The organism is Frankia canadensis, assembly GCF_900197875.1.
Classification (GTDB): Bacteria; Actinomycetota; Actinomycetes; order Frankiales; family Frankiaceae; genus Frankia; species Frankia canadensis.
In genome coordinates this window covers 1-23,377 of sequence record NZ_FZMO01000567.1, presented here as the reverse complement: position 1 = coordinate 23,377, position 23,377 = coordinate 1, and the positions used below count along the sequence as shown (strand labels likewise).

The 23,377-nt window shown below is 71.9% G+C and carries 21 protein-coding genes; 7 read left to right on the top strand and 14 right to left on the bottom strand.

What is annotated here, in order from left to right; genetic code table 11:
- Positions 1-48 precede the first annotated feature (48 nt).
- The 9 genes from C1A33_RS33515 to C1A33_RS33475 form a co-directional block, all read right to left on the bottom strand.
- The gene (locus C1A33_RS33515) at positions 49-1,266 is read right to left on the bottom strand and encodes a cytochrome P450 (protein ID WP_101836487.1); all 1,218 of its coding nucleotides are present in this window, start codon (positions 1,264-1,266) and stop codon (positions 49-51) included.
- A gap of 32 nt (positions 1,267-1,298) precedes the next feature.
- Positions 1,299-2,495 carry an epoxide hydrolase family protein gene (locus tag C1A33_RS33510; RefSeq protein ID WP_101836488.1) on the bottom strand — a complete coding sequence of 399 codons (1,197 nt, stop codon included), beginning with the start codon at positions 2,493-2,495 and terminating at the stop codon, positions 1,299-1,301.
- A gap of 8 nt (positions 2,496-2,503) precedes the next feature.
- Complete coding sequence (locus C1A33_RS33505; protein ID WP_101836486.1) at positions 2,504-3,583, bottom strand: phosphotransferase; 1,080 nt, start codon at positions 3,581-3,583, stop codon at positions 2,504-2,506.
- The gene (locus C1A33_RS35500; protein ID WP_165818711.1) at positions 3,567-3,743 is read right to left on the bottom strand and encodes a hypothetical protein; all 177 of its coding nucleotides are present in this window, start codon (positions 3,741-3,743) and stop codon (positions 3,567-3,569) included. Before C1A33_RS35500 ends, C1A33_RS33505 begins: the two co-directional genes overlap by 17 nt.
- A 46-nt stretch (positions 3,744-3,789) precedes the next feature.
- Positions 3,790-4,929 (bottom strand): amidohydrolase family protein, encoded by a 1,140-nt coding sequence (locus C1A33_RS33495; protein ID WP_101836484.1) that lies wholly within the window; start codon positions 4,927-4,929, stop codon positions 3,790-3,792.
- Between the two features lie 185 nt (positions 4,930-5,114).
- On the bottom strand, positions 5,115-6,353 hold the full coding sequence (locus C1A33_RS33490) for a class I adenylate-forming enzyme family protein (RefSeq protein WP_101836483.1): 1,239 nt from the start codon (positions 6,351-6,353) through the stop codon (positions 5,115-5,117).
- Positions 6,353-6,721 (bottom strand): AMP-binding protein, encoded by a 369-nt coding sequence (locus C1A33_RS33485; protein WP_101836482.1) that lies wholly within the window; start codon positions 6,719-6,721, stop codon positions 6,353-6,355. The genes C1A33_RS33490 and C1A33_RS33485 overlap by 1 nt, the downstream gene beginning before the upstream one ends.
- Positions 6,705-7,643 (bottom strand): thiamine pyrophosphate-dependent enzyme, encoded by a 939-nt coding sequence (locus C1A33_RS33480; protein WP_101836481.1) that lies wholly within the window; start codon positions 7,641-7,643, stop codon positions 6,705-6,707. Before C1A33_RS33480 ends, C1A33_RS33485 begins: the two co-directional genes overlap by 17 nt.
- Complete coding sequence (locus C1A33_RS33475; RefSeq protein ID WP_101836480.1) at positions 7,640-8,797, bottom strand: transketolase C-terminal domain-containing protein; 1,158 nt, start codon at positions 8,795-8,797, stop codon at positions 7,640-7,642. The genes C1A33_RS33480 and C1A33_RS33475 overlap by 4 nt, the downstream gene beginning before the upstream one ends.
- Positions 8,798-8,893: 96 nt before the next feature.
- Between C1A33_RS33475 and C1A33_RS33470 the strand changes: the two genes are divergently transcribed.
- Entirely contained in the window at positions 8,894-10,081 is a 1,188-nt protein-coding gene (locus tag C1A33_RS33470; RefSeq protein ID WP_101836479.1) for an RNA-guided endonuclease InsQ/TnpB family protein, read from the top strand.
- A 19-nt stretch (positions 10,082-10,100) separates the two neighbouring features.
- On the opposite strand, the gene C1A33_RS33465 is transcribed toward C1A33_RS33470, so the two are convergent.
- A complete protein-coding gene (locus C1A33_RS33465) occupies positions 10,101-10,433 on the bottom strand; it encodes a 4Fe-4S dicluster domain-containing protein (protein WP_101836478.1) in 333 nt (110 codons plus the stop codon).
- Positions 10,430-11,035 carry a 2-oxoacid:acceptor oxidoreductase family protein gene (locus C1A33_RS34450; protein ID WP_165818710.1) on the bottom strand — a complete coding sequence of 202 codons (606 nt, stop codon included), beginning with the start codon at positions 11,033-11,035 and terminating at the stop codon, positions 10,430-10,432. The genes C1A33_RS33465 and C1A33_RS34450 overlap by 4 nt, the downstream gene beginning before the upstream one ends.
- A 238-nt stretch (positions 11,036-11,273) precedes the next feature.
- Here C1A33_RS34450 and C1A33_RS33460 point away from each other — a divergent pair, with 238 nt between their 5' ends.
- Positions 11,274-12,077 (top strand): GntR family transcriptional regulator, encoded by an 804-nt coding sequence (locus C1A33_RS33460; protein WP_207770618.1) that lies wholly within the window; start codon positions 11,274-11,276, stop codon positions 12,075-12,077.
- 203 nt (positions 12,078-12,280) lie between these two features.
- On the opposite strand, the gene C1A33_RS33455 is transcribed toward C1A33_RS33460, so the two are convergent.
- The gene (locus tag C1A33_RS33455) at positions 12,281-12,931 is read right to left on the bottom strand and encodes a class I SAM-dependent methyltransferase (RefSeq protein ID WP_207770617.1); all 651 of its coding nucleotides are present in this window, start codon (positions 12,929-12,931) and stop codon (positions 12,281-12,283) included.
- Between the two features lie 700 nt (positions 12,932-13,631).
- Here C1A33_RS33455 and C1A33_RS33450 point away from each other — a divergent pair.
- The 4 genes from C1A33_RS33450 to C1A33_RS33435 all read left to right on the top strand — a co-directional run bounded on the left by C1A33_RS33450 (position 13,632) and on the right by C1A33_RS33435 (position 18,179).
- Positions 13,632-14,828, top strand: coding sequence for a cytochrome P450 (locus tag C1A33_RS33450; protein WP_101836475.1), 1,197 nt, complete (start codon positions 13,632-13,634; stop codon positions 14,826-14,828).
- Between the two features lie 90 nt (positions 14,829-14,918).
- Positions 14,919-16,436 (top strand): aldehyde dehydrogenase family protein, encoded by a 1,518-nt coding sequence (locus C1A33_RS33445; RefSeq protein ID WP_101836474.1) that lies wholly within the window; start codon positions 14,919-14,921, stop codon positions 16,434-16,436.
- A complete protein-coding gene (locus tag C1A33_RS33440) occupies positions 16,433-17,326 on the top strand; it encodes an SDR family NAD(P)-dependent oxidoreductase (protein ID WP_101836473.1) in 894 nt (297 codons plus the stop codon). The genes C1A33_RS33445 and C1A33_RS33440 overlap by 4 nt, the downstream gene beginning before the upstream one ends.
- 37 nt (positions 17,327-17,363) lie before the next feature.
- The gene (locus C1A33_RS33435) at positions 17,364-18,179 is read left to right on the top strand and encodes a mycofactocin-coupled SDR family oxidoreductase (protein WP_101836472.1); all 816 of its coding nucleotides are present in this window, start codon (positions 17,364-17,366) and stop codon (positions 18,177-18,179) included.
- Between the two features lie 84 nt (positions 18,180-18,263).
- Here C1A33_RS33435 and htpG read toward each other — a convergent pair whose 3' ends face one another.
- Entirely contained in the window at positions 18,264-20,249 is a 1,986-nt protein-coding gene (htpG, locus tag C1A33_RS33430) for a molecular chaperone HtpG (RefSeq protein WP_101836471.1), read from the bottom strand.
- 196 nt (positions 20,250-20,445) lie between these two features.
- On the bottom strand, positions 20,446-21,957 hold the full coding sequence (locus tag C1A33_RS33425; RefSeq protein ID WP_101836470.1) for an MmgE/PrpD family protein: 1,512 nt from the start codon (positions 21,955-21,957) through the stop codon (positions 20,446-20,448).
- 485 nt (positions 21,958-22,442) lie between these two features.
- On the opposite strand from C1A33_RS33425, the gene C1A33_RS33420 reads away from it, so the two are divergent.
- Positions 22,443-23,377, top strand: a 935-nt coding sequence (locus C1A33_RS33420) for an ATP-binding cassette domain-containing protein (protein WP_133150920.1), incomplete at its 3' end; no start/stop codon positions are given.

The window sequence follows — 23,377 nt, the reverse complement described above, 5'->3', positions numbered from 1 at the left end:
GGGTGGGCCTGTGAGACCGCCCCTGCCCGCCCCGGCCCCCACCGGAGCTCAGCCAGCGGCCACCGGGGTGGCGGGCGCGCTCGGAGAACCGGCGGTGAAGGTCGCGGGCAGCGCCAGCGGGGAGTAGATCAGGGCCGCGTCCGGATAGCGCTCCACCTCGCCGACGAGCTGGAAGTCGGGCAGTCGGCGCAGCAGCTCCTCCAGGACGATCCGCATGGTCGAGCGGGCGACGTTCGACCCGAGGCAGCGGTGCAGGCCCACCCCGAAGGCCAGGTGGCGGTTGCTGCCGCGGTCCGCGTCGATCGCCGAGGGGTCGGGGAAGACGTCCGGGTCGCGATTGGCCGCCGCCCAGCCCACCAGCAGCCGGTCCCCCTTCGCGATGCGCACCCCGCCCACCTCGACGTCGCGGGCGGCGGTGCGGGCGAGCAGCTGCAGGGGCGCGTCGTAGCGCAGGAACTCCTCGACCGCGAACGGCAGCACGGCCGGCTCGGCGAGCAGCCGGGCGCGCAGCTCGGGCCGGCGGTCGATCTGCACGAGCGCGTTGCCGATCGCGGCCGACGTGGTGTCGAGCCCGGCGACGATGAGGGTGAACGTGTAGGAGGCGGCCTCGTCGTCGGACAGTGACTGCATGAGCTTGCTGATCAGGTCGTCGCGGAAGCCGTCGGTGCGGCGCTCGGCCATCGCCTCGGTGATCCACTCGCTGATCCGGGTCACCGCGGGCAGGACGCGCTCGAGGTCACCCGCCGAGTGCAGCATCTGGTGCACCGTGTCGACGAACTCGGCCCAGCGCGTGTCGTCCAGCCCCAGCCAGTGCATGATCATCTGGGCGGGGACCGGCTTGGCCAGGTCGTTCATCAGGTCACACCGGCCGGACTCGACGAAGCCGTCGATGGCCCGCGTGACCATCTCCCGGATGGCCGGCGCGCGCCGCTCGACCGCGCGGGGGGCGAGATCGGCGAGCAGGACCTTGCGCAGCCGCTCGGCGTCGGGGTTGTCGACCTCGATCGGTACGGACGGCACCGGCGAGAGCGTCGGGATCGACACCCCGCCCACCCCGGGCTCGACGTGCCCGGACAGGAAGGTGGCGTCGTCGATGGCGACCTGGCGCACCTCGTCGTATCCGGTGACCAGCCAGAAGCCGCCGTGCAACGGGCTCCAGAACACCGGCCGCTCCCGGACGCTGGCGTAGAACTCATAGGGATCCCGGGCGAAGACCGGGTCATGGTGATCGAACGCGATCGTCGGTGCGCTCGCCGAGGTGTCCATCGGGTGCCTCCCGGGGTGCGGAGTCAGCGGGACTAGCGGTAGTCGCGGAAGAAGCGGCGGATCTCGTCGACGTACAGGTCGGGCACCTGCAGGGCGGCGAAATGCCCGCCGCGTGCCATCGGCTGCCACGACACGACGTTGAGTCGGCCCTCGGCGTACGCGCGGGGCATCCGGAAATGCTCGCCGGGAAACTCGGCGTACCCACAGGGCACGTCGGTGCGGGGCAGCTCCTGGGCCCGGCCGGGGCCGTTGTTCTCGTAGTAGAACCGCGCGGAGGAGTTCGCGGTGGCGGTGAACCAGTAGACCGAGATGTTGGTGAGCAGCTGGTCGCGGGTGAAGGCCGACTCCACGTCCCCGTCGCAGTCGGTCCAGGCACGGAACTTCTCCACGATCCACGCGGCCTGCGCCGCCGGGGAGTCGAGAAGACCGGTCGTGACGGTCTGCGGGCGGGTCTCCTGGATGCGCCAGTAGCCGGCGTCGTGGGCGAGGAAGCCGAACGTGCGCTGGGCGAGGGCGAGGTCCTCGCCGTCGAGCCCGGCGAACGGGTTCGTCGGGTCGGCCGGGCCCACGGGGAGCAGGTTCAGGTGGAAGGCGGGGACGGCGGCCGGGTCGCGCTCGGCGAGCAGCGCCGAGATCAGCGCGCCGATGTCACCGCCCTGGGCGACGTAGCGGTCGTAGCCGAGCGTCGCCATGATGCGCCCGAACGCGTCCGCGATCACCCGGCCGTGGACGCCGCGGCGCGTCGTCGGCCCGGAGAAGCCGAAGCCGGGCAGGGACGGGACGACGAGGTGGAAGGCGTCCGCCGGGTCGCCACCGTGCGCCCGCGGGTCGGTGAGCGGGCCGATCACGTCGAGGAACTCCGCGACCGAGCCGGGCCAGCCGTGGGTGAGGATCATCGGCAGCGCGTCCGGCTCGGGCGAGCGGACGTGCAGGAAGTGGACGCGCAGGCCGTCGACGGTGGCGACGGCCTGCGGCCAGGAGTTGAGGCGGGTCTGGGCGGCCGGCCAGTCGAAGCCGTCCGCCCAGTACGCGCACAGCTCGCGCAGGTAGCTGACGGGGGTGCCGTAGTCCCAGCCGGCGCCGGGCAGCTCGTCGGCCCAGCGGGTCCGGGCGAGCCGGTCCCGCAGGTCGTCCAGGTCGGCCTGGGACACCGCGACGGTGAACGGCTCCACCGCGCAGGTGCCCGCGGAGCCCGTCGCGGTGGGCGTCGCCTGCGTGGGTAACGGCACCCTGGTCGTCACTGGCCCAGCGCTCCAAACGTGTCGTGGTCGACCATCGCCGCGCCGAAGCGCGCGAAGGTGGCGGTGTTGATGTCATCCGGCTGCCACTCGACCGGGTTGCACAGCCAGGCCAGGTAGCCGTAGACGGTGGCCTTGCGGTGGTCCTCCCACGCGTCGTCGATGCCGGGGGCGGCGACACCGTGCTCGGCGAGGGACTTGAGGTAGTGCGCGAGCAGGTCGCGCTCGTGCTCGCGGCGCACCGGCAGGTCGAGCGCGGAGATCAGGAAGTAGTTCACGTCGTGCGCCCAGTGCCCGACGCCGATGACCTGCCAGTCGAGGAAGCCGACGTGGCCGTCCGCCTGCAGGTAGGTGTTGCCGACGTGCGCGTCGCCGTGCACGAGGCAGGTCGCCTCGCGGTGCACGAAGTCCCGGTAGGCGTTCACCGTGGCCTGCAGCCGCTCGGAACCGTGCGTCGCGACCGGTGCCGCGAAGGCGCGGGGAGAGGCGAACAGGTCGGGCAGTGCGGCGAACCACTGCTGCCAGATCAGGTCGGTGGCCGCCCCCATGATCGCCGGCACGCCGTCCTGGCCCGGGGTGTGCCGGCCCCAGGACTGGCCGTGCAGCGCGGCGAGCACCTCCAGACCCGAGGCCACCTGCTCGACCGTGAACGGCGTCGTGGCCCGGCCGAAGGTGACGTCCTTGGCGCGCAGGTCCTCCAGCGCCACGATTCCCTGGCCCGAGCCCTCCTGGTCGAGGGCGAAGAAGTGCTCCGGCCGGCGCAGCGGGTAGAGCGGGGCGACGACGTCGAAGAAGCGGACCTCGCCGGTGTAGACGCCGAGCAGGCCGACGAGCTCGCTGTGCTCGGCGAACCCGCCCTTGACCCAGATCCGTTCCGGCAGGCCCGCGGCGTCGCCCTCGTAACGCAGGGCGACCAGCACCTTGGTGGCGGTGCCCCAGATGACCTCGACCTGCTCGACGCTGGCGACGGTCACGCCGGGACGGGTGGTGCGCAGGGCGGCGGTGAGCCACTCGGCGGTCAGGCCCTCGACGGTCGTGGGCAGGGGGCGGGGGTTGGCGGGGTCAGTCGAGCCAGTCATGCGGGATCTCCTCGCGGTGGGCGCCCACGGCTGGCGGCGGCGCCAGTCCGGCGCCCGCGCGTTCGCCGGTGTGGTGGCAGCGGATGGCGGTGGTCACGTTCGGCCGTTCGCCGTCCGTGCCCCCGGGGATGCCACGGACGGCGAAATGCTCCGTACGCATCATTTCAGGCGTGTTGAAGAGTGTTGCACCCGGTACGCACCCACAGCTACGCGTTCCCCACGCCGGCCGGAACGGTCATCGGGAACTTGAACAGTTCCTCGGCGTTGCGGTGCGTCATGAGCTCGACCTCGTCGGCCGGCACTCCCGCGAAGAGCTCCTTGAACGCGGCCTGGGTGTTCGGGTACGGCGTGTCCGAGTGCGGGTAGTCGGACTCGCAGAGGATGCGGTCGACGGCGAAGTCGTGCCGGTACTTCAGCCCGACCGGCTCCTCGATCATGCAGAACCACATGTTGCGCCGCGCGACCTGGCTTGGCAGCACGTCGGCGTCGGGGATGTGGGTCCAGTACTGGTGGCGGTCCCACTGCCGGTCGGCCCGCTCCAGCGCCGCCGTGATCCAGCCGATGCCGCCCTCGGACCAGACGAGCTTGATGTTCGGGAACTTCCGCGGGATAGGACTGACCATCATGTTCGTCGCCGAGCGGGCCGCGCTGGTGAACGCCGCCGCGATCTCCACCATGGGGATCACGTTGTCCAGCGAGACCACCGGCAGCGCGCCGCCGATGTGCATGCACACCGGGATGTCCGCTTCCTGGCAGGTCGCGAACAGCGGGTCCCAGTAGCCGGAGTGGTAACCCGGGTGCCCGATGTTGGCCGGGTCCTCCATCCAGCACAGGGCCCGGCTGCCCTTCTCCACGCAGCGGACGACCTCGGCGGCGGCGAGCTCGGCGTCCCAGACGGGCGCGATGGTCATCGGCACGTACATCTCGGGGGCCGCCGGGCACCACTCGTCGAGGATGAAGTCGTTCCAGGCCCGCACGCACAGGAGCGCGAGGTCCTTGTCCTCGAAGGTGCCGAACTTGCGCCCGGCGAAGCCCGGCAGGGTCGGGAACGCGACGGACGCGAAGATCCCGTTGGACAGGAAGTCCTTCCTGCGCTCCACGGGGTCGTAACAGCCGGGGATCATGTCCTCGAAGCGGGCGGGCTCGGCCCCCCACTGCTCACGCGGCTTGCCGGCGACGGCGTTGAGACCCATGGTCATCTCGCGGCCGCCCTCCCACACCCACGACTGCCGGCCGTCGGCCTCGACGACGTGGGGCACCCGCTCCCTGTACGCCTGCGGTACCCGGTCCACCCAGACACCCGGCGGCTCGATGATGTGGTCATCCACGCTGAAAAGCTTGTACACGCCCAACACCTTCGCCTAGAGTGAGGATGCGGTCACATACGGCGATCGCACTATATTCGTTAACTAGGTTCTCCATGTTGCGACATAGATGTCAATGGTGCACAAGGTCCGGCGGCCCGTCGCGACCGGGCGTGGCGGCGCTCACCAGCCGACGCGCGGCGGGACGTCACGTGACGGGGACCGGGTCAGGCGGAGGCGATCTGGTTGGCCAGCAGCGCCCGCTGCACCTGGCCGGTGGCGGACGTGCGGGGCAGCCGGCCCGCGGTCACCACCCGGCGCGGCCACTTGAACGACGCGAGCACCGGTTCCAGGTGCAGCGCGAGGTCGCGCACCGACGGGGCCGGCAGGTCGTCGCACATGACCAGCACCGCGCACACCTGCTCGCCCCACAGCGGGTCGGGCAGGCCGACCACGGCGGCCTCGCGCACCCCGGGGTAGGTCGCGAGCAGCGGTTCGATCTCGCGCGGCGCGATCGTCTCGCCGCCGCTGCGGATGACCTCCTTCTTGCGCCCGACGATGGACCAGAAGCCGTCGTCGTCGCGTTCGGCGAGGTCGCCGGAGCGGTACCAGCCGTCGTCGAGGACCTCGGCCGTCTGGTCGGGTAGCCGGTGGTAGCCGCTGGTCAGCATCGGCCCGCCGACGAGCAGCTCGCCGTCGGCGTCGAGGCGCAGCCGGTAGCCGGGCATCGCCCGGCCGACCGAGCCGGGCCTGGTCAGCACCTGCGGCCCGACGAGCGCCGCGACGCCGCCGGCCTCCGTCGAGCCGTAGCGCACCGACAGCTCGGTGCCGGGGAACCTGTCGACGAGCTCGGCGAGCAGGTCGGCCGGGGCGGCGGAGGTGCCGGTCGAGACGACCCGCAGGGAGCGCACGTCCGCGGCGCCGGCGGGCAGGCCCAGCACCCGGCGCCACACCGCCGGGATGCAGTACAGCTCGGCGGCGCGGTGGCGCTCCACGGCCGCGAGCAGCTCGCCCGGGTCGGCCGAGCACAGGTGCACGGGCTCCCGGTTGAGCCAGCCCGAGATGATCCACTGCCAGCCGGCCCAGTGGAACAGCGGGAACATGCAGACGGCGCCGACACCGGCCACGGTGTCCGTACCGGCCGGGCCGCCCGACGCCGCGCCGAGCCCCGCGCGGGTGCCCGCGCCCGGGAAGCCGCGCAGCCAGCTCGTGCGGTGCGAGAGCACGACGCCCTTGGGCCGGCCGGTGCTGCCGCTGGTGAGGAAGATGGCGTGCGGATCGGTCTCGGCGAGCGGGCCGGTGTCCGGCGGCCGCGGCGACGCCGCCGCCGTGCGCGCGTCGAGATCCGCCGCGCCGCACGCCGCCGCGCCGCACGCCGCCGCGCCACCCGCCGCCGACCGGCCGGTACCACCCGACCCGCTGGTACCACCCGACCCGCCGCTGCCGCCGTGCGCGGCGGAGTCCATCAGCGCCCGGGGCAGGTCGTCGACGGCGTCGAGGCGCGCCAGCCGCTCGGCGTCGGCGACGACGAGCCGGGGGCCAGATAGTCGAGGATCGGGCCGGCCTCGGCGGCGGACAGCGCGGGGCTGAGCGGGGCGAACACGGCGCCAAGACGGGCGGCGCCGGCGAACAGCTCGACCAGTCGCAGGCTGGTCGGCGCCCAGACGGCGAGCACGTCACCGTGTCCCACCCCGAGACCGGCGAGCGCGTTCGCCGTCCGGTTGGCCCGCTCGTCGAGCTCGTCGAAGCGCAGGCACGCCGAGCCCTGGGTCACCGCCGGGTGGGATCCGCGATCGGCCGCGGCGGCGGCGAGCGCCTCACCGAGCAGCAGCATCGACCCGTCCCCCCGCCCCGCCGCCCGCCGTGGCCTGACCCGCGGGACCGCCACCCGCCAGCTCGCCGAGCGGGTAGGCACCGGCGAGCTGCTGCTCGCTGTAGGTACCGCCCTGCGCGGCCGGGACGAACCAGCCGGTCGGGCACATCGTGAGGATCTCGACCAGGGAGAACCCGGCCCCGGCGAGCTGGCGCTCGAACGCCCGGCGCAGCATCCGCTTCGTCGTCGTGATGCCCGGACCGCTGTGCACCGCGCCGCGGGCGACATAGCCGACGCCGGACAGGCCGGCGATCATGTCGGCGACGGCGATCGGGTAGCCGTGGATCGCCGGGTCCCGGCCCTCGAGTGAGGTCTTGGTGCGCTGGCCGACGACGGTGGCCGCGGTCATGTGCCCGCCGGTGTCGCCGAACACGCCGTTGTTCAGCAGGACGCAGGTGACGTTCTCGCCGCGGGCGGCCGTGTGCAGCACCTCCTGCAGGCCCTCGTTGATCATGTCGCCGTCGCCCTGGATGGTGAACACGACCGCCTCGGGCCGCATCCGCCGGATGCCGGTGGCACACGACGGCGCGCGGCCGTGCAGGCACTGGAGGATGTCGACGTCCATCGTCGTGACGAACCCGCCGTAGCAGCCGTGGCCGACGACGCCGATCGCGCGGTCGGCGACGCCGAGTTCGTCGAGCACCTCCAGCAGCAGCCGCAGCGCCACCGGCTCGCCGCAGCCGGAGCAGAAGTGGTGCTCGGTCGACTGGAGCAGTCGGGGGCTCGCGGACGCGACCTTCTGCGCGCCGGCCGGCGGGCGGGACGGATCGGTGTCGAGGAGCACGAGCGGGGTCGAGGTCGGAGTCGAGGTCGGAGTCGAGGCCGAGGCCGAGGGCAGAGTCGAGGGCGACGCCGGGGTCGCCGGCGGTTCGGTGCGGGTCATCGGGCGGCCTCCAGACCGGTCGCGGCGAGGATGCGGGCCCGCACCGCCGGGACGTCGAGCAACGCGCCGTAGCGCAGGCCGGACTCGTCGGCGCTGATCCCGCCGATCGAGCGGATCTTCGAGCGGTCGCCGACGCTGAGGCGCACGTCGTCGACCATCTGGCCGGCGTTGACCTCGAAGACGAGGACGTGCCGGCTGTCCTCGGTCGCCTCGGCGAGCGCCTCCTCCGGAAACGGCCACAGGGTGATCGGGCGGAACGTGCCGATCGACAGACCCTCGGCGCGCAGCTCCCGGGCGACGTGTTCGACGAACCCGGCGGCGGTGCCGAAGCTGACGACCATCACGTCCGCGTTCGGATGGTCGACCTCCCATCGCCGCTCGAGCCGGCGGATCTCGTCGAACTTCGCGGCGACGGCGCGCCAGTGGGCGTCCGGCCCCGGGCCGGGATCGAGGACCTTGCCCATGTTCCACGTCCAGTGCAGCTTGGAGCGACCGGACCCGCCGGCGCGGCCGTCGAGGGCCCAGTCCTTCGGCGGCAGCGGCCCGAGGTCCGGCACGTGCGGGGTGACGCCGACCTCGGTGTGGGCGATGAAGTGGTCGCCGTAGAACAGGGTCGGCACCCGGTAGAGGTCGGCCAGGTGGAACAGCAGGTGGGTGTGCTCGATCGCCTCGTGCACGTCCTTGGGGGCCAGCGCGATCGTCCGGTAGTCGCCCCACCCGCCGCCGCGGGTCGCCTGGAAGTAGTCCTGCTGGCTGCGGGCCATGTTGAAGAACACCAGCGGCGTCTCGTTCAGCGCCGACTCGGCGATCGCCTCCTGCATGAGCGCGAGGCCCTGGCCGCAGGAGCCGGTCGCCGCGCGGGCGCCGGTGGCGGCGGCGCCGATCGCCATGTTGGCGCCCTCGATCTCGCTCTCGGCGGCGACGCAGACCCGCTCGGGCCCGCGCATCAGCTTCGAGAAGCTCTCCAGCAGGTTCGTGAACGGGGACATCGGGTAGCCGGCGAAGAACCGGCAGCCGGCGTCGATCGACGCCCGCGCGACGGCCTCGCTGCCGCTGAGCAGCAGCGACGTGCCCTGGTCGGAGCCGACGCTGATCCCGGCCCCGGCCGAGGCGGACGGCGCGTCGGGGGTGGGGGGCGGCTGCGTGACGGTCATCGGGATTTCGCCGTGGATACCCCGGCCGTCAGGCCGGGGAGGAAACGGCGCCTCACACTGGAGCGCATACGCGGATCCTTTCGATAGAATAAAAGAATGTCTCGCTACCGGCTCGATCCGGCACCTGAACAGGTCGCTGGACTCGATGAGCACTGCGGGCATGCACGCTATGTGTGGAACCTTGCGGTCGAACAGCAGTCGTGGTGGACGCCCTACCGGGGAAAGACGCCGAACCATCTGGAACGTTGCCGGCAGTTGACCGACGCGCGGGCGGAGTCCGACTGGCTGCGCGCCGGGTCGCAGACCGTCCAACAGCAGGCGTTGCGGGACTTCGACCAGGCTATGCGGAACTTCTTCAACGGTTCACACAGGCGCCCTGCCTACCGGAAACGCGGACAGTCCGAGGGTTTCCAGGTCGTGGGGAAAAACGCCAGGGTCGAGAAGGTGAACCGGCGATGGTCTCAATGTTGGGTGCCGAAGGTCGGCTGGGTGAAGTTCCGCGTGTCGCGGAAGGTCCCGGACTTCAGGTCCTACCGGGTCACCCTGGACCGTGCGGGCCGGTGGCATGTCGCGTTCGCCGTCGTACCCGAACCGATCCCGGCACCGGGAACCGGCGAGGTAGTCGGTGTGGACCGGGGTGTGGCCGTGTCCGCCGCCCTGTCGACCGGGGAGATGCTGGCCTGCCCCGGGCTGCGACCGAAGGAAGCGGAGCGGCTCCACGGGCTGCAACGCCGGTTCGCGCACGCGAAGCGTGGCAGCGCGCGGCGCGGCCACCTCAAGGCCCGGATCGCCCGGGTCAAGGCCCGGGAGGTCGACCGGCGGAAGGACTGGGCGGAGAAGACCTCCACCGATCTCGCTCGACGGTACGACCTGATCCGCGTCGAAGATCTGAACATTCGGGGCATGACCCGCTCCGCCCGTGGCACGGTGGCCGAGCCGGGGCGGAACGTGGCGCAGAAAGCCGGGCTGAACCGGGGGATCCTCGCGGCCGGTTGGGGACTGCTCGTGCAACGGTTGGAACAGAAAGCCCCCGGCCGGATCGAACGCGTTCCGGCCGCCTCTACGAGTCGGCGTTGCTCGACCTGCGGGCACACGGCGCCCGGGAACCGCGAGAGCCAAGCGGTATTCCGATGCGCGGCCTGCGGGCACACGGCCAATGCTGATGTGAACGCTGCTATGAACATCGCCGCAGGACGTGCGGTGACCGCGCGGGGAGGCGCCGGGTTGCCGGTGCCCGTGAACCGCGAACCTCAACACTGCGCACCCCCTTTGGTGGGCGTGTAGGAGTTGGAATCCCCCGCGTTCACGCGGGGGAGGACGTCAAGCCGAGTCCTCCGGCGGGGGTCGGGGGGCCGGCCGCGGCTGGCGGGTCGTCCTGTGGCTGCTCGGACGGCTGGTCGTCCTGGTACCGGTAGACCTCGAACACGTAGTCGGGGCAGACCGCGTGGCACAGGCCGCAGGCGATGCAGCCGGGTTCGAGCAGCGGGAAGCGGAAGCCGGCGTCGTTGACCTCGGTCGACATCGACAGCACGTCCACCGGGCAGGCGATGACGCACAGCTCGCAGCCCTTGCACCGCGCCGCGGCTACCGTGACGGTCCCGCGGAACCGCCCCGGCGCCGGCGCCGGAGCGCTCACGCCCCCACCACCGTCGTCTCGTTCGGCGCGCCGGTCCCGGTGGGCGGGAGCAGCGGTTCGGGTAGCGGCGCCACCAGGGAGGCGCCGAAGCGGATCGCCGCCAGGTTCGCGGCCACGCTCTGGCGGCGGTAGGCCGGGATGGAGCTCTCCATCGCCGCGCACAGCGCCTCGACGGGCGCGAGGCCGGTTAGCGCGGCGAACGCGCCGATGATCACCAGGCTGGCCGTCATCGGCGCGCCGGTGTCGAGGGCATGGCGGGTGGCCGGGATCTCGACCACCTGGAAGCCCTCCGGCCGCGGCGCCTCCCAGAGCGTCGAATTGATCATGACGACGCCCCCCGGCCGGATCCGGCGGGACAGCGACGGCCAGTACCGGTCGTGCATGGCGACGAGGCTGCCCGCCGTCGGCACGACGGGCAGCGCCCGCAGCCGGGACGTGCCGACGACGAGCGTCGCGGTGGACACGCCGCCGCGCATCTCGCCGCCGACCTCGGAGGTGTACTGCACCTCGCGGCCGGAGCGCAGCGCGCCGAGCGCCAGTGTCCGGGCGGCGAGCTGGATACCCTGCCCGCCGATTCCTGTGATCAGAGTCTCACTCTGCATGACCCTCCTCGACCCTCGCATGTCGTGCGTTGTGGTAATACCACTCCGCCGTGGACGGGTTCAACATTTTGAATCTAAAATCCGAACAGATGGTTCCGCGGATGCGGACGGAGATCGACCGGTCGCTGCCGGCCGGCGCGGTCACCCGCCCCGGTGGGCCGACGCCCGCCCCGGCCGGTGCGCGGGACGTCGGCGAGGATGGCGTTGGGGCCGGCATGGAGGGCGGGAGCGGAGCAGGGTGAAGGACGACGGGCCGAGTGAGGGCAGGGGCGGCGACCGCGCGGGCGGGCGCAGCCGACTGCCCCGCGGACGGATCAGCCGGGACGTCGCCGACCGCATCGCCGAGAAGATCTTCTCCGGCGAGTACCCCTACCCCGGGCGCATCGACCTGGACGCCGTCGCCGCCGAGCTCGGGGTGAGCCGCGTGCCGGTCCGGGAGGCGCTCGCCAGCCTGGAGCGCGACGGCCTCGTGCAGGTCGAGTTCTACCGCGGTGCCTACGTCGCCCCGCTCACCTCGGCGATGATCCAGGACAACTTCGAGCTGTACGGCATGCTGACGAGCCTGGCCGCGCATCGCGCCGCGGAGCTGATCACCGACGGCGAGCTCGACGGCCTGGCCACGACGCTCGCCGCGGCGGGTCAACCCGCCATCCCGACCGAGGAGTTCTTCCGGCTGGCCTACGCCTTTCGCCGCGAGGTGCACCGCATCGGCGGCACGCCCCGCCTGCGCCAGCTGCTGGGTTCGTTCCGGACGATCCTCGCGGCGGCCGGGCGCGCCACCGTCGGCGAGCACCGCGACACCGGGCTCGCGGGCCTGCGCGCCGAATGGGAGTCGCTGCACGCCCGCGACCCGGAGGCCGCGGCGCGGGAGGCGTTCACCAGCATGCGCCGCACCGGCGAGGAGATCGTCGCCGTGCTGCGGGCGCACGGCGTGCTCCGGGAGGACGCGGTGGCGCCCGACGTCGCGGCCCGCGCGCATCCCGGCGACTTCTACGCCCGGGTGCTCGGCGGCCTGATCACCCGAGGACTCACCGCCGGCTGACCGTCACCGCCGCACGGTGACGGTCACGACGCGGCACGGGGGGATGACCGGCGACCAGCGGCCGCCCGCGCGGCGGCCTCGAGCAGGGAGGTGACGATGCGACGGGACGGGAAGGCGGGTGATGCCCGCACGGCCTTCGGGGTGGTGCGCCGGCGCTGGGCGTTTGTCGCTGGTTGAGGACGTGGGGGTGGCCGAGCTCGGGTCTATCGGTTCGCTGGGATGCGGTAGACGGACACGTGGGAGCGGGACTCGGCGGTGAACTCGGCTCCCTGCCAGTCGGCGTGCCTGGTCTCCAGTTCGAAGCCGGCCAGCTGCCCCATGAGATCGAGTTCGGCGGGCCAGACGTAGCGATGGGGGCTGCGCGCCAGCCGGGCCCCTCCGTTCTCATCGAGCCTGATGTGGTGCGACACGACGTGTTGATGCAGGACGTCGTAGGTGTCGAGAGCGATGTAGTCGGGGTCGGACTGCCAGACCACGGCCTGCTGGCCTGGTGGAAGCTTGCGCAGCTCCGGTACCCACAGTTCGATGACGAACCGGCCGCCGGGGACGAGGTGACGGGCGGCGTTGCGGAAGCAGGCGACCTGCTCGGGTTGCGTCAGCAGGTTGGAGATCGTGTTGTAGACGAGGTAGACGAGCGTGTAGGTGCCCGGGGCGACCGCCGTCGCCATGTCTCCGACGACGACCGGGATCGTCGCCTCGTCTGCCTTGGCGCGTAGCCGGTCGATCATCGGGCGGGACAGTTCGATCCCGGTGACAGGCACTCCGCGCTCGGCGAGCGGGACGGCTATCCGGCCGGTTCCGATGGCGAACTCCAACGCCCGCCCGGTCCCCGCGAGCCCTGCCAGGCGGTCCACGGTCGGCCCCACTACTGCGGGGGCGAACATGCCGGCGCCCGGCATGTCATAGCACTGAGCGGTATCAGCGTCCCAGGTCTCCTGCCGCTGCACGGTGCCAACGATTACCCCGGGGCATGGGCGGCTGTCCATCGGGTTTGACCGCCGGTCGATAGGCGGTGACGGACACTGGTCGCATCAGGCCGAACGTTCGGCGATGAACACGAACTCACGCCCCGGGCGGTCCGGTGCCTCCCGCACGTCGAGGATCTTCTCATCTTGCGCTGACGCCACCACTCCACACGCTCTGTCGCGCTGATCCAAAGAGTAGAGACGAGTCCGAGCTCGCCAACTGGCTTCTCGGCCCGTTCGCCGGCGCTCGCCAACAAGGGCGAACCGCCAGCGTCGCCTGTGCTGGCTGGCCGACAGCCGCCGCGGCGTCGCCCGTGCCGCGCCGGCCCCCGCCCGCCGCCGGTGGATAGCGGCGATATCTTGACTCTCCCCAGATGACCTGACAGTGTGACGTGCGTGACAGATCCGCCTTCATCGTGCCTCGTCGGCCCGAGGCGGGGTGAGCCGTGCACCTCGGTGGCCGGTCGTGTCACGACAGGTCGCGTGCACGCGCGCCGCGGCAGATGTCAGTTCCCGCGCCGGGCCCCACAGCCCGGGGACGTCCGTCCGGACGGCCCAGCCCGGCGCTGCCCGGAGGAGAGGCCAGCGCATGAGTAGCCCCCAGGCCGGCACGATGCCGGTCTTCTGCGTCGCGCACATGCTGGAATCGTGGGACGAGCGCCACCCGCAGGCGGCCTTCGTCGAACTCTCCGGCCAGGACGCCCCCGCCCGGCCCGACGGGACACCGGTGGTCGCCCGCCGCGAGGAGATGATCGAGTTCCTGCGCCACCCGGCTGTGCGGGCCACCGACGGCGTCCACTACAACATGGGTGCCCAGCGGCCGCTCATCCCGCTGGACCTGGACGGCGAGACCCACCGCAAGTACCGCAGGCTCCTGGACCCCCTGTTCACGCCGAAGCAGGTGGCGCGGCTGGAGTCGAAGATCCGCGCCCGGACCAACGCCCTGATCGACGCGTTCGCCGACGCCGGCGAGGCCGAGCTGATGTTCGGGCTGTGCGCGACGCTGCCGACCCACATCTTCATCGATCTGCTCGGGCTGCCGCTCGAGGATCTGCCGATCTTCCTCGAGTTCAAGGAATCGGTCGTTCGCCCCCAGGGCGCCACCGTCGAGGAACAGCAGGCGAACAGCCGCGCCGCCGGCCAGCGCATGTACGACTACCTCGCCGACGTCCTCGCGCAGCGGCGCGCCGAGGAGGCCGGCGACGACCTCATCGGCGGCTTCCTGACCGCTGAGGTCGAGGGCGCCCGGCTGACCGACACCGAGATCGTCGACATCTGCTACCTGCTGGTCATCGCCGGGCTGGACACGGTGACGTGCTCGCTGTCCTGCATGCTCGCGTGGTTCGCGGAGCATCCCGAGGAGCGCCGGCGGGTGGTGTCGCAGCCGGAGCTGCTCGCCAGGGCGGTCGAGGAGCTCATGCGCTTCGAGTCCCCGGTGCCGCTCGCCCACCGCTGGGTGACCGAGGACATCGAGGTCGCCGGGCGCCGGTTCGCCGCCGGCACCATGGTGGAGGTTCTCTGGGCGGCGGCCAACGTGGACCCCGCGGCGTTCCCCGACCCGCTCGCCGTCGATCTCGACCGCGCCCGCAACCCGCATGTCGGCTTCGCGGCCGGACCGCACCGCTGCCTGGGCTCCAACCTCGCCCGGCTCGAGCTCCGCGTGGCGCTGGAGGAGTTCCACCGCCGCATCCCGGAGTACGAGATCACCCCGGGCCAGGAGGTCGTCTACACCAACTACGGAGTCCGGGCGGCGGTCCATCTGCCCATCACGTTCCCGGTCTCCTGAACGGTCCGCGCCCGGGTTCGGGGCGCGACGGGCGGACGACGCGGTCGGCCGCGGCACATCATCACAGTCCGAGAAAGGTGGAGTACGTTCATGTCGCTCGACTTCGAGCCCGAGGGCCGGCTGTACATCGACGGGCAGTTCCGCGAGGCGGCCGGCGGCGGGCGCTTCGAGGTGATCAACCCGGCGGACGAGACCGTCGTCGGCACCGCCGCCGACGGGCAGGCCGAGGATGTCGCCGCCGCGGTCACGGCGGCGCGCCGCGCCGCGGACGAGACCTCCTGGGCCACCGATCACGCCTTCCGCCAGCGGGTCCTGCGCCAGCTGCAGGACGCGCTGGCCAAGGAGGCGGCGGCCCTCAAGGCGGTGCAGATCGCCGAGGCGGGCACGCCGGCGTCCAACATCGGCGCTCACATCGACGTGATGACCGGCGACATGAGCTACTTCAACGACCTCATCGGCCGCTTCCCCTGGGAGACGGACTTCGGGGTCCACGAGGGCGTCATGGGCCTGCCGAGCAACCGGCACGTGCGCTACGAGCCGTACGGCGTGGTCGGCGCGATCACGCCGTGGAACGCGCCGTTCATGACCGACCTCTGGAAGATCCACCACGCGCTGTCGACCGGCAACACCGTCGTGCTGAAGACGGCCCCGGACACGCCGCTGACCGGCTCGCTCCTCGCGAGGATCGCGCACGAGCACACCGACATCCCGGCGGGCGTGCTCAACATCCTCAGCTCGGAGGACAAGGCTGCCGCGGGCGAGGCGCTGACCGGCGACCCGCGGGTCGACATGTACCACTTCACCGGATCGCCGGCCGTGGGTCAGCGCATCTACGAGCGCGGCGCCGTCGGCATCCGCAAGGTATGCCTGGAGCTCGGCGGCAAGTCCGCGAACATCATCCTCGACGACGCCGACCTCGCGGTCGCCCTGCCGCTCGCGGTCGGCATGTGCATGTCGAACTCCGGGCAGGGCTGCGCGCTGGCCACCCGGCTCGTCGTGCACGCCAGCCGCTACGACGAAGTGGTCGAGGGTCTCACCGAGGCGCTGCGTCACCTGCCCTGGGGCGACCCGACCGACCCGACCAACGTCGTCGGCCCGATCATCAACGCCGCCCAGCTCGCCCGGATGGAGGGCATGGTCGACCGGGCCCGCGAGGCCGGCGCCCGCACCACCGTCGGCGGCAGGCGCGGCGCGTCGCCGACGAACGGCAGGGGCTTCTGGTACGAGCCGACGCTGGTCGCCGACGTCCACGAGGACGCCGAGATCGCCCAGCTCGAGGTGTTCGGCCCGGTGCTGACCGTTGTGAAGTACGACGGCGACGACGACGAGGCGGTGCGGGTGGCGAACAACTCCCGCTACGGCCTGTCCGCCTACGTCCAGACGCAGGACCCGGAGCGGGCTTGGCGGGTCGCGAACCGGCTGAAGGCGGGCACGGTCAACATCGGTCCGTCGTTCTACCTGTCGCCGGACACGCCGTTCGGCGGCTACGGGATCAGCGGTGTCGGCCGTGAGCACGGCGAGGACGGGTTCCGCGAGTACCTGCAGGCGAAGACGATCGCGAGCCCCGGCGTGGCCGGCGGCGCGGGCGCGAAGGGCGCACAGGCATGAGCGGGCGGCTGGCGGACAAGACCATCCTGATCACCGGCGCCGGTTCCGGCCTCGGTCGGGAGAGCTCCCTGCTGTTCGCGTCCGAGGGCGCGAGGATCGTGGTCACCGACGTCGTTCCCGCCCGGGTCGACCGGGTCGTGTCCGAGATCAAGGACGCGGGCGGCCAGGCCGTCGGGATCAAGGCCGACGTGCGCGAGTTCGACGAGCTGACGAGCGCCGTGGACCTCGCGGTCTCGTCGTTCGGCCGCGTCGACGGGCTGATGTGCTCGGCCGGCGTGCCCGAGGAGGGCTTCGGCACGCTCGCGTTCGAGGACATCTCCGTCGAGGGCTTCACCTCGATGCTCGCGGTCAACCTCACCGGCGTGTTCCTCGCCGCCAAGGCCGTCGTGCCGCAGATGAAGAAGCAGCGTGGCGGCACGATCCTCGCGGTGTCGTCCATGGCCGGCTACGTCGCCTACCCCGGTTTCCCCGGCTACGCCGCCGCCAAGCACGGCGTGAACGGCCTGGTCAAGGGCATGTCGCTGTCCCTGGGCGGCTATGGGATCCGGGCGAACGCGCTGTGTCCGGCGCACGGCATGAGCATCAACTTCGCGATGCCGCCGGACGCGGAGGTGCTCGGGAAGAGCTACGAGGAGATGCAGCCCTGGGACTCGGCGCAGACGTCGATCCCGCTCAAGCTGTCGCGCCCGCCGTCCCTGCGCGACAACGCCTACGCGGCGCTGTACCTCATCTGCGACGAGTCCGCCTACATGTCGGGCGTCTGCCTGCCGGCGACGGACGGCGGCAACCTCGCCAGGACCTCGATCATCATGCCGGGTGACCTGGACGGGAGCGCGGGCGTCCTGCCCGCGAACCTGCAGGAGGACATCGCCGGCGCCGCCGGGGCGTAACACCGGGCCCGCCCACCACCAGTGCAGGGGAGAGCAGATGGGCTTACTCGACGGACGGGTCGCGTTCATCACCGGCGCCGCCCGTGGCCAGGGCCGCAGTCACGCCGTCCGGTTCGCGCGTGAGGGCGCGTCGATCATCGCGATCGACATCGCCGGGCCGGCGTCGCCGCACAACACCTACCCCGCGGCGACGTCCGACGACCTGGCCGAGACGGTGCGGCTGGTCGAGACCGAGGGCGGGAAGATCGTCGCCCGCCCGGGTGACGTGCGCGACTCGAAGGCGCTCGACGACGTGCTCGCCGAGGGGGTGGCGGCCTTCGGCGGGCGGCTCGACGTCGTGGTCGCCAACGCCGGCATCAACAACTGGGGCCGGTTCTGGGAGCTGTCCGACGAACAGTGGCAGACGGTGATCGACATCAATCTCACCGGCGTGTGGCGGACGTTGCGGTCCGCCACACCGCACATGATCGCGGCCGGCAACGGTGGGTCGATCATCACGGTGAGCTCGGCGGCGGGCCTCAAGTCGCTGCCGGCGGAGGCGCACTACAGTGCGGCCAAGCACGGCGTCGTCGGTCTGACCAAGGCGGCGGCGATCGAGCTCGGCGAGTACAACATCCGGGTGAACTCGGTGCATCCCTGGGCGGTCGCCACCCCGATGGGCGAGGATCCGACCGTCGAGAAGATCCTCGGGGACCATCCCGCCTACGCCGTGTCGTTCGGCAGCATGCTGCCGAACCTGCCGGTCGCCGATGCCAACGACATCTCGGACGCGGTCCTGTGGCTCGCTTGCGACCTGTCCCGGTCGGTGACGGCCACCCAGCTCACGGTGGACATGGGCGCGACGAAGACCTGACCGAGGGCGGCAGCCGGTAGGCGTGCCGCCACTGCCCGGTCGGGACGGGTTCGTCCCGACCGGGGTTCTCGCGCGACCCGAACGCTACAGCGTGCTCGCCAGCCGGCCCGCGAGCACCCGGGTGAACCGGGACGGATCCCGCAGGTCGCCACCCTCGGCGAGCAGCGCCATGTCGTAGAGCAGCTCGACCGTCTCCGCGAGCGCGGTCGACCCGGCGTCCTGCTCGTGGGTACGACGCAGGCCCGCGACCAGCGGATGGGTGGGGTTCACCTCGAGGATGCGGCGCTGGTGCGGCACGTTCTGCCCCATCGCCCGGTACATCTTCTCCAGCGCCGGGGTCATGTCGAAGGTGTCGCCGACGACGCAGGCCGGCGACGTCGTCAGCCGCGAGGACAGCCGGACCTCCTTGACCTCGTCCTTCAGCCGCTCGGTCATCCAGGTGAGCAGCTCGGCGAACTCCTTGCGCTGCTCGTCACGCTCGGCCTCGGCGTCCTTGCGCTCGTCGTCGGAGTCGAGATCGACCTGGCCCTTGGCGATCGACTTCAGCGGGTGGTCGTCGACCCGGCCGACCCGCTCGACCCAGACCTCGTCGACCGGGTCCGTCAGGATGAGCACCTCGTAGCCACGCGCCGCGAACGCCTCCATGTGCGGGGAGTTCTCGATCGTCGCCCGGGAGTCGCCGGTCAGGTAGTAGATCTCGGTCTGGCCGTCCTTCATCCGCTCCACGTACTCGCGCAGCGTCGTGGTCTGCTCCGGGTCGCGGGTGGAGGCGACGGAGACGATGTCGAGGATCGCCTTCTCGTTCTCGGTGTCCTCGAGCAGGCCCTCCTTGACCGCGGCGCCGAACTCGGTCCAGAAGGTGCGGTACTTCTCGGGCTCGTTCTCGCGCAGGTTCGCGACGGCGGCGAGCACCTTGCGCACCAGCCGGCGGCGCACCTGCTGGATCCGGCGGTCCTGCTGGAGGATCTCGCGGGAGATGTTCAGCGACAGGTCCCGCGCGTCGACGACGCCCTTGACGAAGCGCAGGTAGTTCGGCAGCAGCGCCTCGCAGTCCGCCATGATGAACACGCGCTTGACGTAGAGCTGCACGCCGCGCTTCGCGTCGCGGGTGTAGAGGTCCAGCGGCGCCCGGGACGGGATGAACAGCAGCGCCTCGTACTCGAAGGTCCCCTCGCCCTTCATCTGGATGACCTCGAGCGGGTCGGTCCAGTCGTGGCTGAGGTGGCGGTAGAGCTCGTTGTACTCGGCCGCCTCGACCTCGTCGCGCGGACGGGCCCACAGCGCCTTCATCGAGTTGAGCGTCTCGATCTCGGTCACCGTCGCTGCGGCGCCCGCCGCGGTGTCCGCGCCGTCGCCGCTCGCGCCACCGTCCGCGCCGTCGGTCTCCTCTCCCGCCGTGGCGGGGGCGGGCCGCTCGACGGCCATCCTGATCGGCCAGGCGATGAAGTCGGAGTACTTCTTGACGATCTCGCGGATCTTGTACTCGTCGGTGTAGTCGAACAGCCGGTCCTCGGCGTCCTCGGGCTTGAGGTGCACGGTGACCGCGGTGCCGTGCGGCACGTCGTCGACGTCCTTGATGACGTAGGTGCCCTCGCCGGAGGACTCCCACCGGGTGCCGCCCGGCTCGCCGGCCTTGCGGGTCACCAGCGTGACCGTGTCCGCCACCATGAACGTGGCGTAGAAGCCGACGCCGAACTGGCCGATGAGGTCGGCGGAGGCGGCGGCGTCGGCGGACTCCCGCAGCTTGCGCAGCAGCTCCGCCGTGCCCGACCGGGCGATCGTGCCGATGAGCCCGACGACGTCCTCGCGGGACATCCCGATCCCGTTGTCCCGGATGGTCAGGGTCCGGCTGTCCCGGTCGACCTCGATGTCGATGTGCGGGTCCTCGGCGTCCTCACGCAGGCTCTGGTCGACGAGCGCGGCGATGCGCAGCTTGTCGAGCGCGTCAGACGCGTTGGAGATCAGCTCCCGTAGGAACACGTCCTTGTCGGAATAGATCGAGTGCACCATCAGGCGCAGCAGCGCACGCGCCTCGGCCTGGAACTCCAACGTCTCGACCCGGCTGCTCACGGGGTTCCTCCATGCGGACACGGATGATGGACGGAAAGCACACAACCGATCAACCGCGAACACCGGCTGGGACGCCCCCGACAGGCATGCGCGACGGACTGCCAGGCCCGCGTGGCCCGGCGCGATCGGCGCAGGAAATCCTACCGGTTGCCAGTCCGCGGCCCGACGGAACCGCCCGAGCCGGACATGCTGGGCTCTAGAAGAGACCGGCGGCGGAGCTGGTGGGCAGCGGCCAGTCGGGGACGAGGGTCAGCTCGCCGAGCTCGTCGGGGCGCAGCTCGGGCAGGCGCACCGCGGCGTCGAGGAAACGGTCCTGTTCGTCGGTGGACACGACGCCCTCGGCGAGGCGGCGGAACTTCGCCACGTATTCGGGCCGCCCGAACGGCCGGGCGCCGAGCGGATGCGCGTCGGCGACGGCGATCTCGTCCTCGACGACCGAGCCGTCCGCCAGAGTCACGACGACCCTACCGCCAAAGGCCTTCTCGGCGGGGTCCGTCGCGTGGTAGCGCCGGGTCCACTCCGGATCCTCGACCGTGGTGATCTTCCGCCACAGCTCGACGGTGTCCGGCCGGGCGGCCCGCTCGGGGGTGTAGGAGCGCTCGTGATGCCAGTCCCGGTCCTGCAGGGCGACGGCGAGGATGTACGGGATCGAGTGGTCGAGGGTCTCCCGGCTCGCCGTCGGGTCGTACTTCTGCGGGTCGTTCGCCCCCGAGCCGATGACGTGGTGGGTGTGATGGCTGGTGTGCAGGACGATGGACCGCACGCTCGCCAGGGTGTCGCCGAGGCGCGGGCCGAGCCGGCGGGCCAGGTCGATGAGAGCCTGGCTCTGGTACTCGGCCGAATGCTCCTTGGTGTAGGTGTCGAGAATGCCCCGCTTGGGCTCGCTGGGGCCGGGCAGGCCGACGACGTACTGTGCCTGCGGGCCATCGAGCAGCCAGGCGATCACGCCGTCCTCGCCCTCGTAGATCGGCGACGGCGCGCCCTGGCCGCGCATCGCCCGGTCGACCGCCTCGACGGCGATCTTGCCGGCGAACGCGGGGGCGTACGCCTTCCAACTCGAGATCTCGCCCTTGCGGGACTGGCGGGTCGTCGTCGTGGTGTGCAGCGCCTGCCCGACCGCCTGGTAGATCGTCTCCGTCTGCAGGCCGAGCGCCGTCCCGATCCCGGCCGCGGCCGACGGCCCGAGATGCGCGATGTGGTCGATCCTGTGCTTGTGCAGGGAGATCGCCCGGACCAGGGCCACCTGGATCTCGTAGCCGGTCGCGATGCCGCGCAGCAGCTCGCGCCCCCCGAGCCCGGTGTGCTGGGCGGCCGCGAGGATCGGCGGGATGTTGTCGCCGGGATGGGAGTACTCGGCGGCGAGGAACGTGTCGTGGAAGTCCAGCTCACGCACCGCGACACCATTGGCCCAGGCCGCCCACTCGGGCGAGACCCGGGTCGCGGGCGGCAGGCCGAACACCGTGGCGCCGGGCCGGCCGGACGGCGGCGCGTGCCGCGTCGCCTGCTCCCGTGCCGCCGTGACCGGCCCTCGGGCCAGCGACGCGGCCGCCACGGCGGCGTTGTCGATCACGCGGTTGACGACCATCGCGGCCACCTCGTCGGTGACCTCCACCGGATCCGCCGCGACCGCCGCGATCTTCCAGGCGAGCTGCTCCTCCCGGACGAAGCGCTCCTCACTGCGGTAGACACGCACCTTGTGCTCAGCCATGCGGGCTCACCTCGCGACAGCCAGGACGCGGGCAAGATCGACCTGGCTCATCGCGCCGCCTTCCCGCAGCCGCCGCCGCGCGCGCCGGCGAACATCTTGTCCACGAGGTCCGACGCTACCTCCCCGCGGAGATCCACCCCATTGACAGAATTGGCAGATCCGGCGTTCCGCTGGAGAGTCCTGACTCCCGACGCCGGCCGCCGCCCGGTGCGTCTGACGAGGGCGGGTCACCGCGGGGAGATGACGGAATCCGCGGGCCTTCCCGCCCGATCCGCGCGGCGCAGTCCGCCGGCCCGGCCACGGGAGGTGGTGCCGGCCCACGCTGACGGGCGGGCGCGAAAACTGGTTTGCCGGCCGCGGCCGAGCATGGCAGGGTGATCGGGTTCGTGTTGCCGTCCCGAGGAGTTGCCGGTGCTCCGCTGAGGTGCCCCGCCAGGGCGTGACCCGCCACGGTCGCGTCGCCGGTACCACCTCGGAGGACACGTATGTCCACGCAACTCTCCCTGGACGCTGTCAGCAAGTCGTATGACCACCGCCCCGTGCTGGTGGCCGCCTCCTGTGCGCTGCCCACCGGTGGTTGCACCGGGGTGATCGGCGAGAACGGATCCGGCAAGAGCACGGTGCTGCGGATGCTCGCCGGGCGGGAGACGCCCGACGAGGGTCGGGTGATCGTCCAGGCCGACGGGGGTGTCGGCCACCTCGCCCAGGAGGCGCCGATGCCGGCGGGCTGGACGGTGGGCGACGCCATCAATGACGCGCTGGCCGACCTGCGCGCGATCGAGTTCAGGCTGCGCGTGCTGGAAGCCGTGATGGCCGGCGCCGCCGCGCCGGACGCCCCTGGCGGGCCCGACGCGCAGCAGGCCGCGCTCGCCGAGTACGGCACCCTGCTGACCACCTTCGACCTGCGCGGCGGCTATGACGCCGATGCCCGCGTCGAACGGGTCCTGCACGGCGTCGGGCTGCGCGGGCTGGAGCGCGAGCGGCCGGTGGGGACGCTCTCCGGCGGTCAGCAGGCCCGGCTGCGCCTGGCCTGCGTGCTCAGTGCCGGGCGGGAGGTACTGCTGCTCGACGAGCCGACGAACCACCTCGACGACGAGGCGCTGACCTGGCTCGCGACGCACCTGCGCACGCGCGGCGGCACGACCGTCGTCGTCTCCCACGACCGCGTCTTCCTCGACCAGACGGTCGACACCCTCGTCGAGGTCGACGCCGAGCGGCACACCCTGTCCCGCTACGGCGACGGCTACGCCGGCTATCTCGCCGCGCGCCGGGCCGCCCGTGCCCGCCAGGCCCAGACGTACGCCACCTGGCAGGCCGATGTCGACCGTCAACGGGAAGCCGTCGCCGTCACATCACGCCGGGTGTCACACCGCGCGCCGACCGACCGCAACAAGATGTCCTACGGCCTCGCCGGCGACCG

Excerpts from the sequence above, each read along its gene's own strand:
- C1A33_RS33515 (WP_101836487.1), bottom strand. The coding sequence starts at position 1,266 with ATGGACACCTCGGCGAGCGCACCGACGATCGCGTTCGATCACCATGAC.
- C1A33_RS33505 (WP_101836486.1), bottom strand. The coding sequence starts at position 3,583 with ATGACTGGCTCGACTGACCCCGCCAACCCCCGCCCCCTGCCCACGACC.
- C1A33_RS35500 (WP_165818711.1), bottom strand. The coding sequence starts at position 3,743 with ATGCGTACGGAGCATTTCGCCGTCCGTGGCATCCCCGGGGGCACGGAC.
- C1A33_RS33490 (WP_101836483.1), bottom strand. The coding sequence starts at position 6,353 with ATGGACTCCGCCGCGCACGGCGGCAGCGGCGGGTCGGGTGGTACCAGC.
- C1A33_RS33485 (WP_101836482.1), bottom strand. The coding sequence starts at position 6,721 with ATGCTGCTGCTCGGTGAGGCGCTCGCCGCCGCCGCGGCCGATCGCGGA.
- C1A33_RS33480 (WP_101836481.1), bottom strand. The coding sequence starts at position 7,643 with ATGACCCGCACCGAACCGCCGGCGACCCCGGCGTCGCCCTCGACTCTG.
- C1A33_RS33475 (WP_101836480.1), bottom strand. The coding sequence starts at position 8,797 with ATGACCGTCACGCAGCCGCCCCCCACCCCCGACGCGCCGTCCGCCTCG.
- C1A33_RS33470 (WP_101836479.1), top strand. The coding sequence starts at position 8,894 with ATGTCTCGCTACCGGCTCGATCCGGCACCTGAACAGGTCGCTGGACTC.
- C1A33_RS34450 (WP_165818710.1), bottom strand. The coding sequence starts at position 11,035 with ATGCAGAGTGAGACTCTGATCACAGGAATCGGCGGGCAGGGTATCCAG.
- C1A33_RS33450 (WP_101836475.1), top strand. The coding sequence starts at position 13,632 with ATGAGTAGCCCCCAGGCCGGCACGATGCCGGTCTTCTGCGTCGCGCAC.
- C1A33_RS33445 (WP_101836474.1), top strand. The coding sequence starts at position 14,919 with ATGTCGCTCGACTTCGAGCCCGAGGGCCGGCTGTACATCGACGGGCAG.
- C1A33_RS33440 (WP_101836473.1), top strand. The coding sequence starts at position 16,433 with ATGAGCGGGCGGCTGGCGGACAAGACCATCCTGATCACCGGCGCCGGT.
- C1A33_RS33435 (WP_101836472.1), top strand. The coding sequence starts at position 17,364 with ATGGGCTTACTCGACGGACGGGTCGCGTTCATCACCGGCGCCGCCCGT.
- C1A33_RS33425 (WP_101836470.1), bottom strand. The coding sequence starts at position 21,957 with ATGGCTGAGCACAAGGTGCGTGTCTACCGCAGTGAGGAGCGCTTCGTC.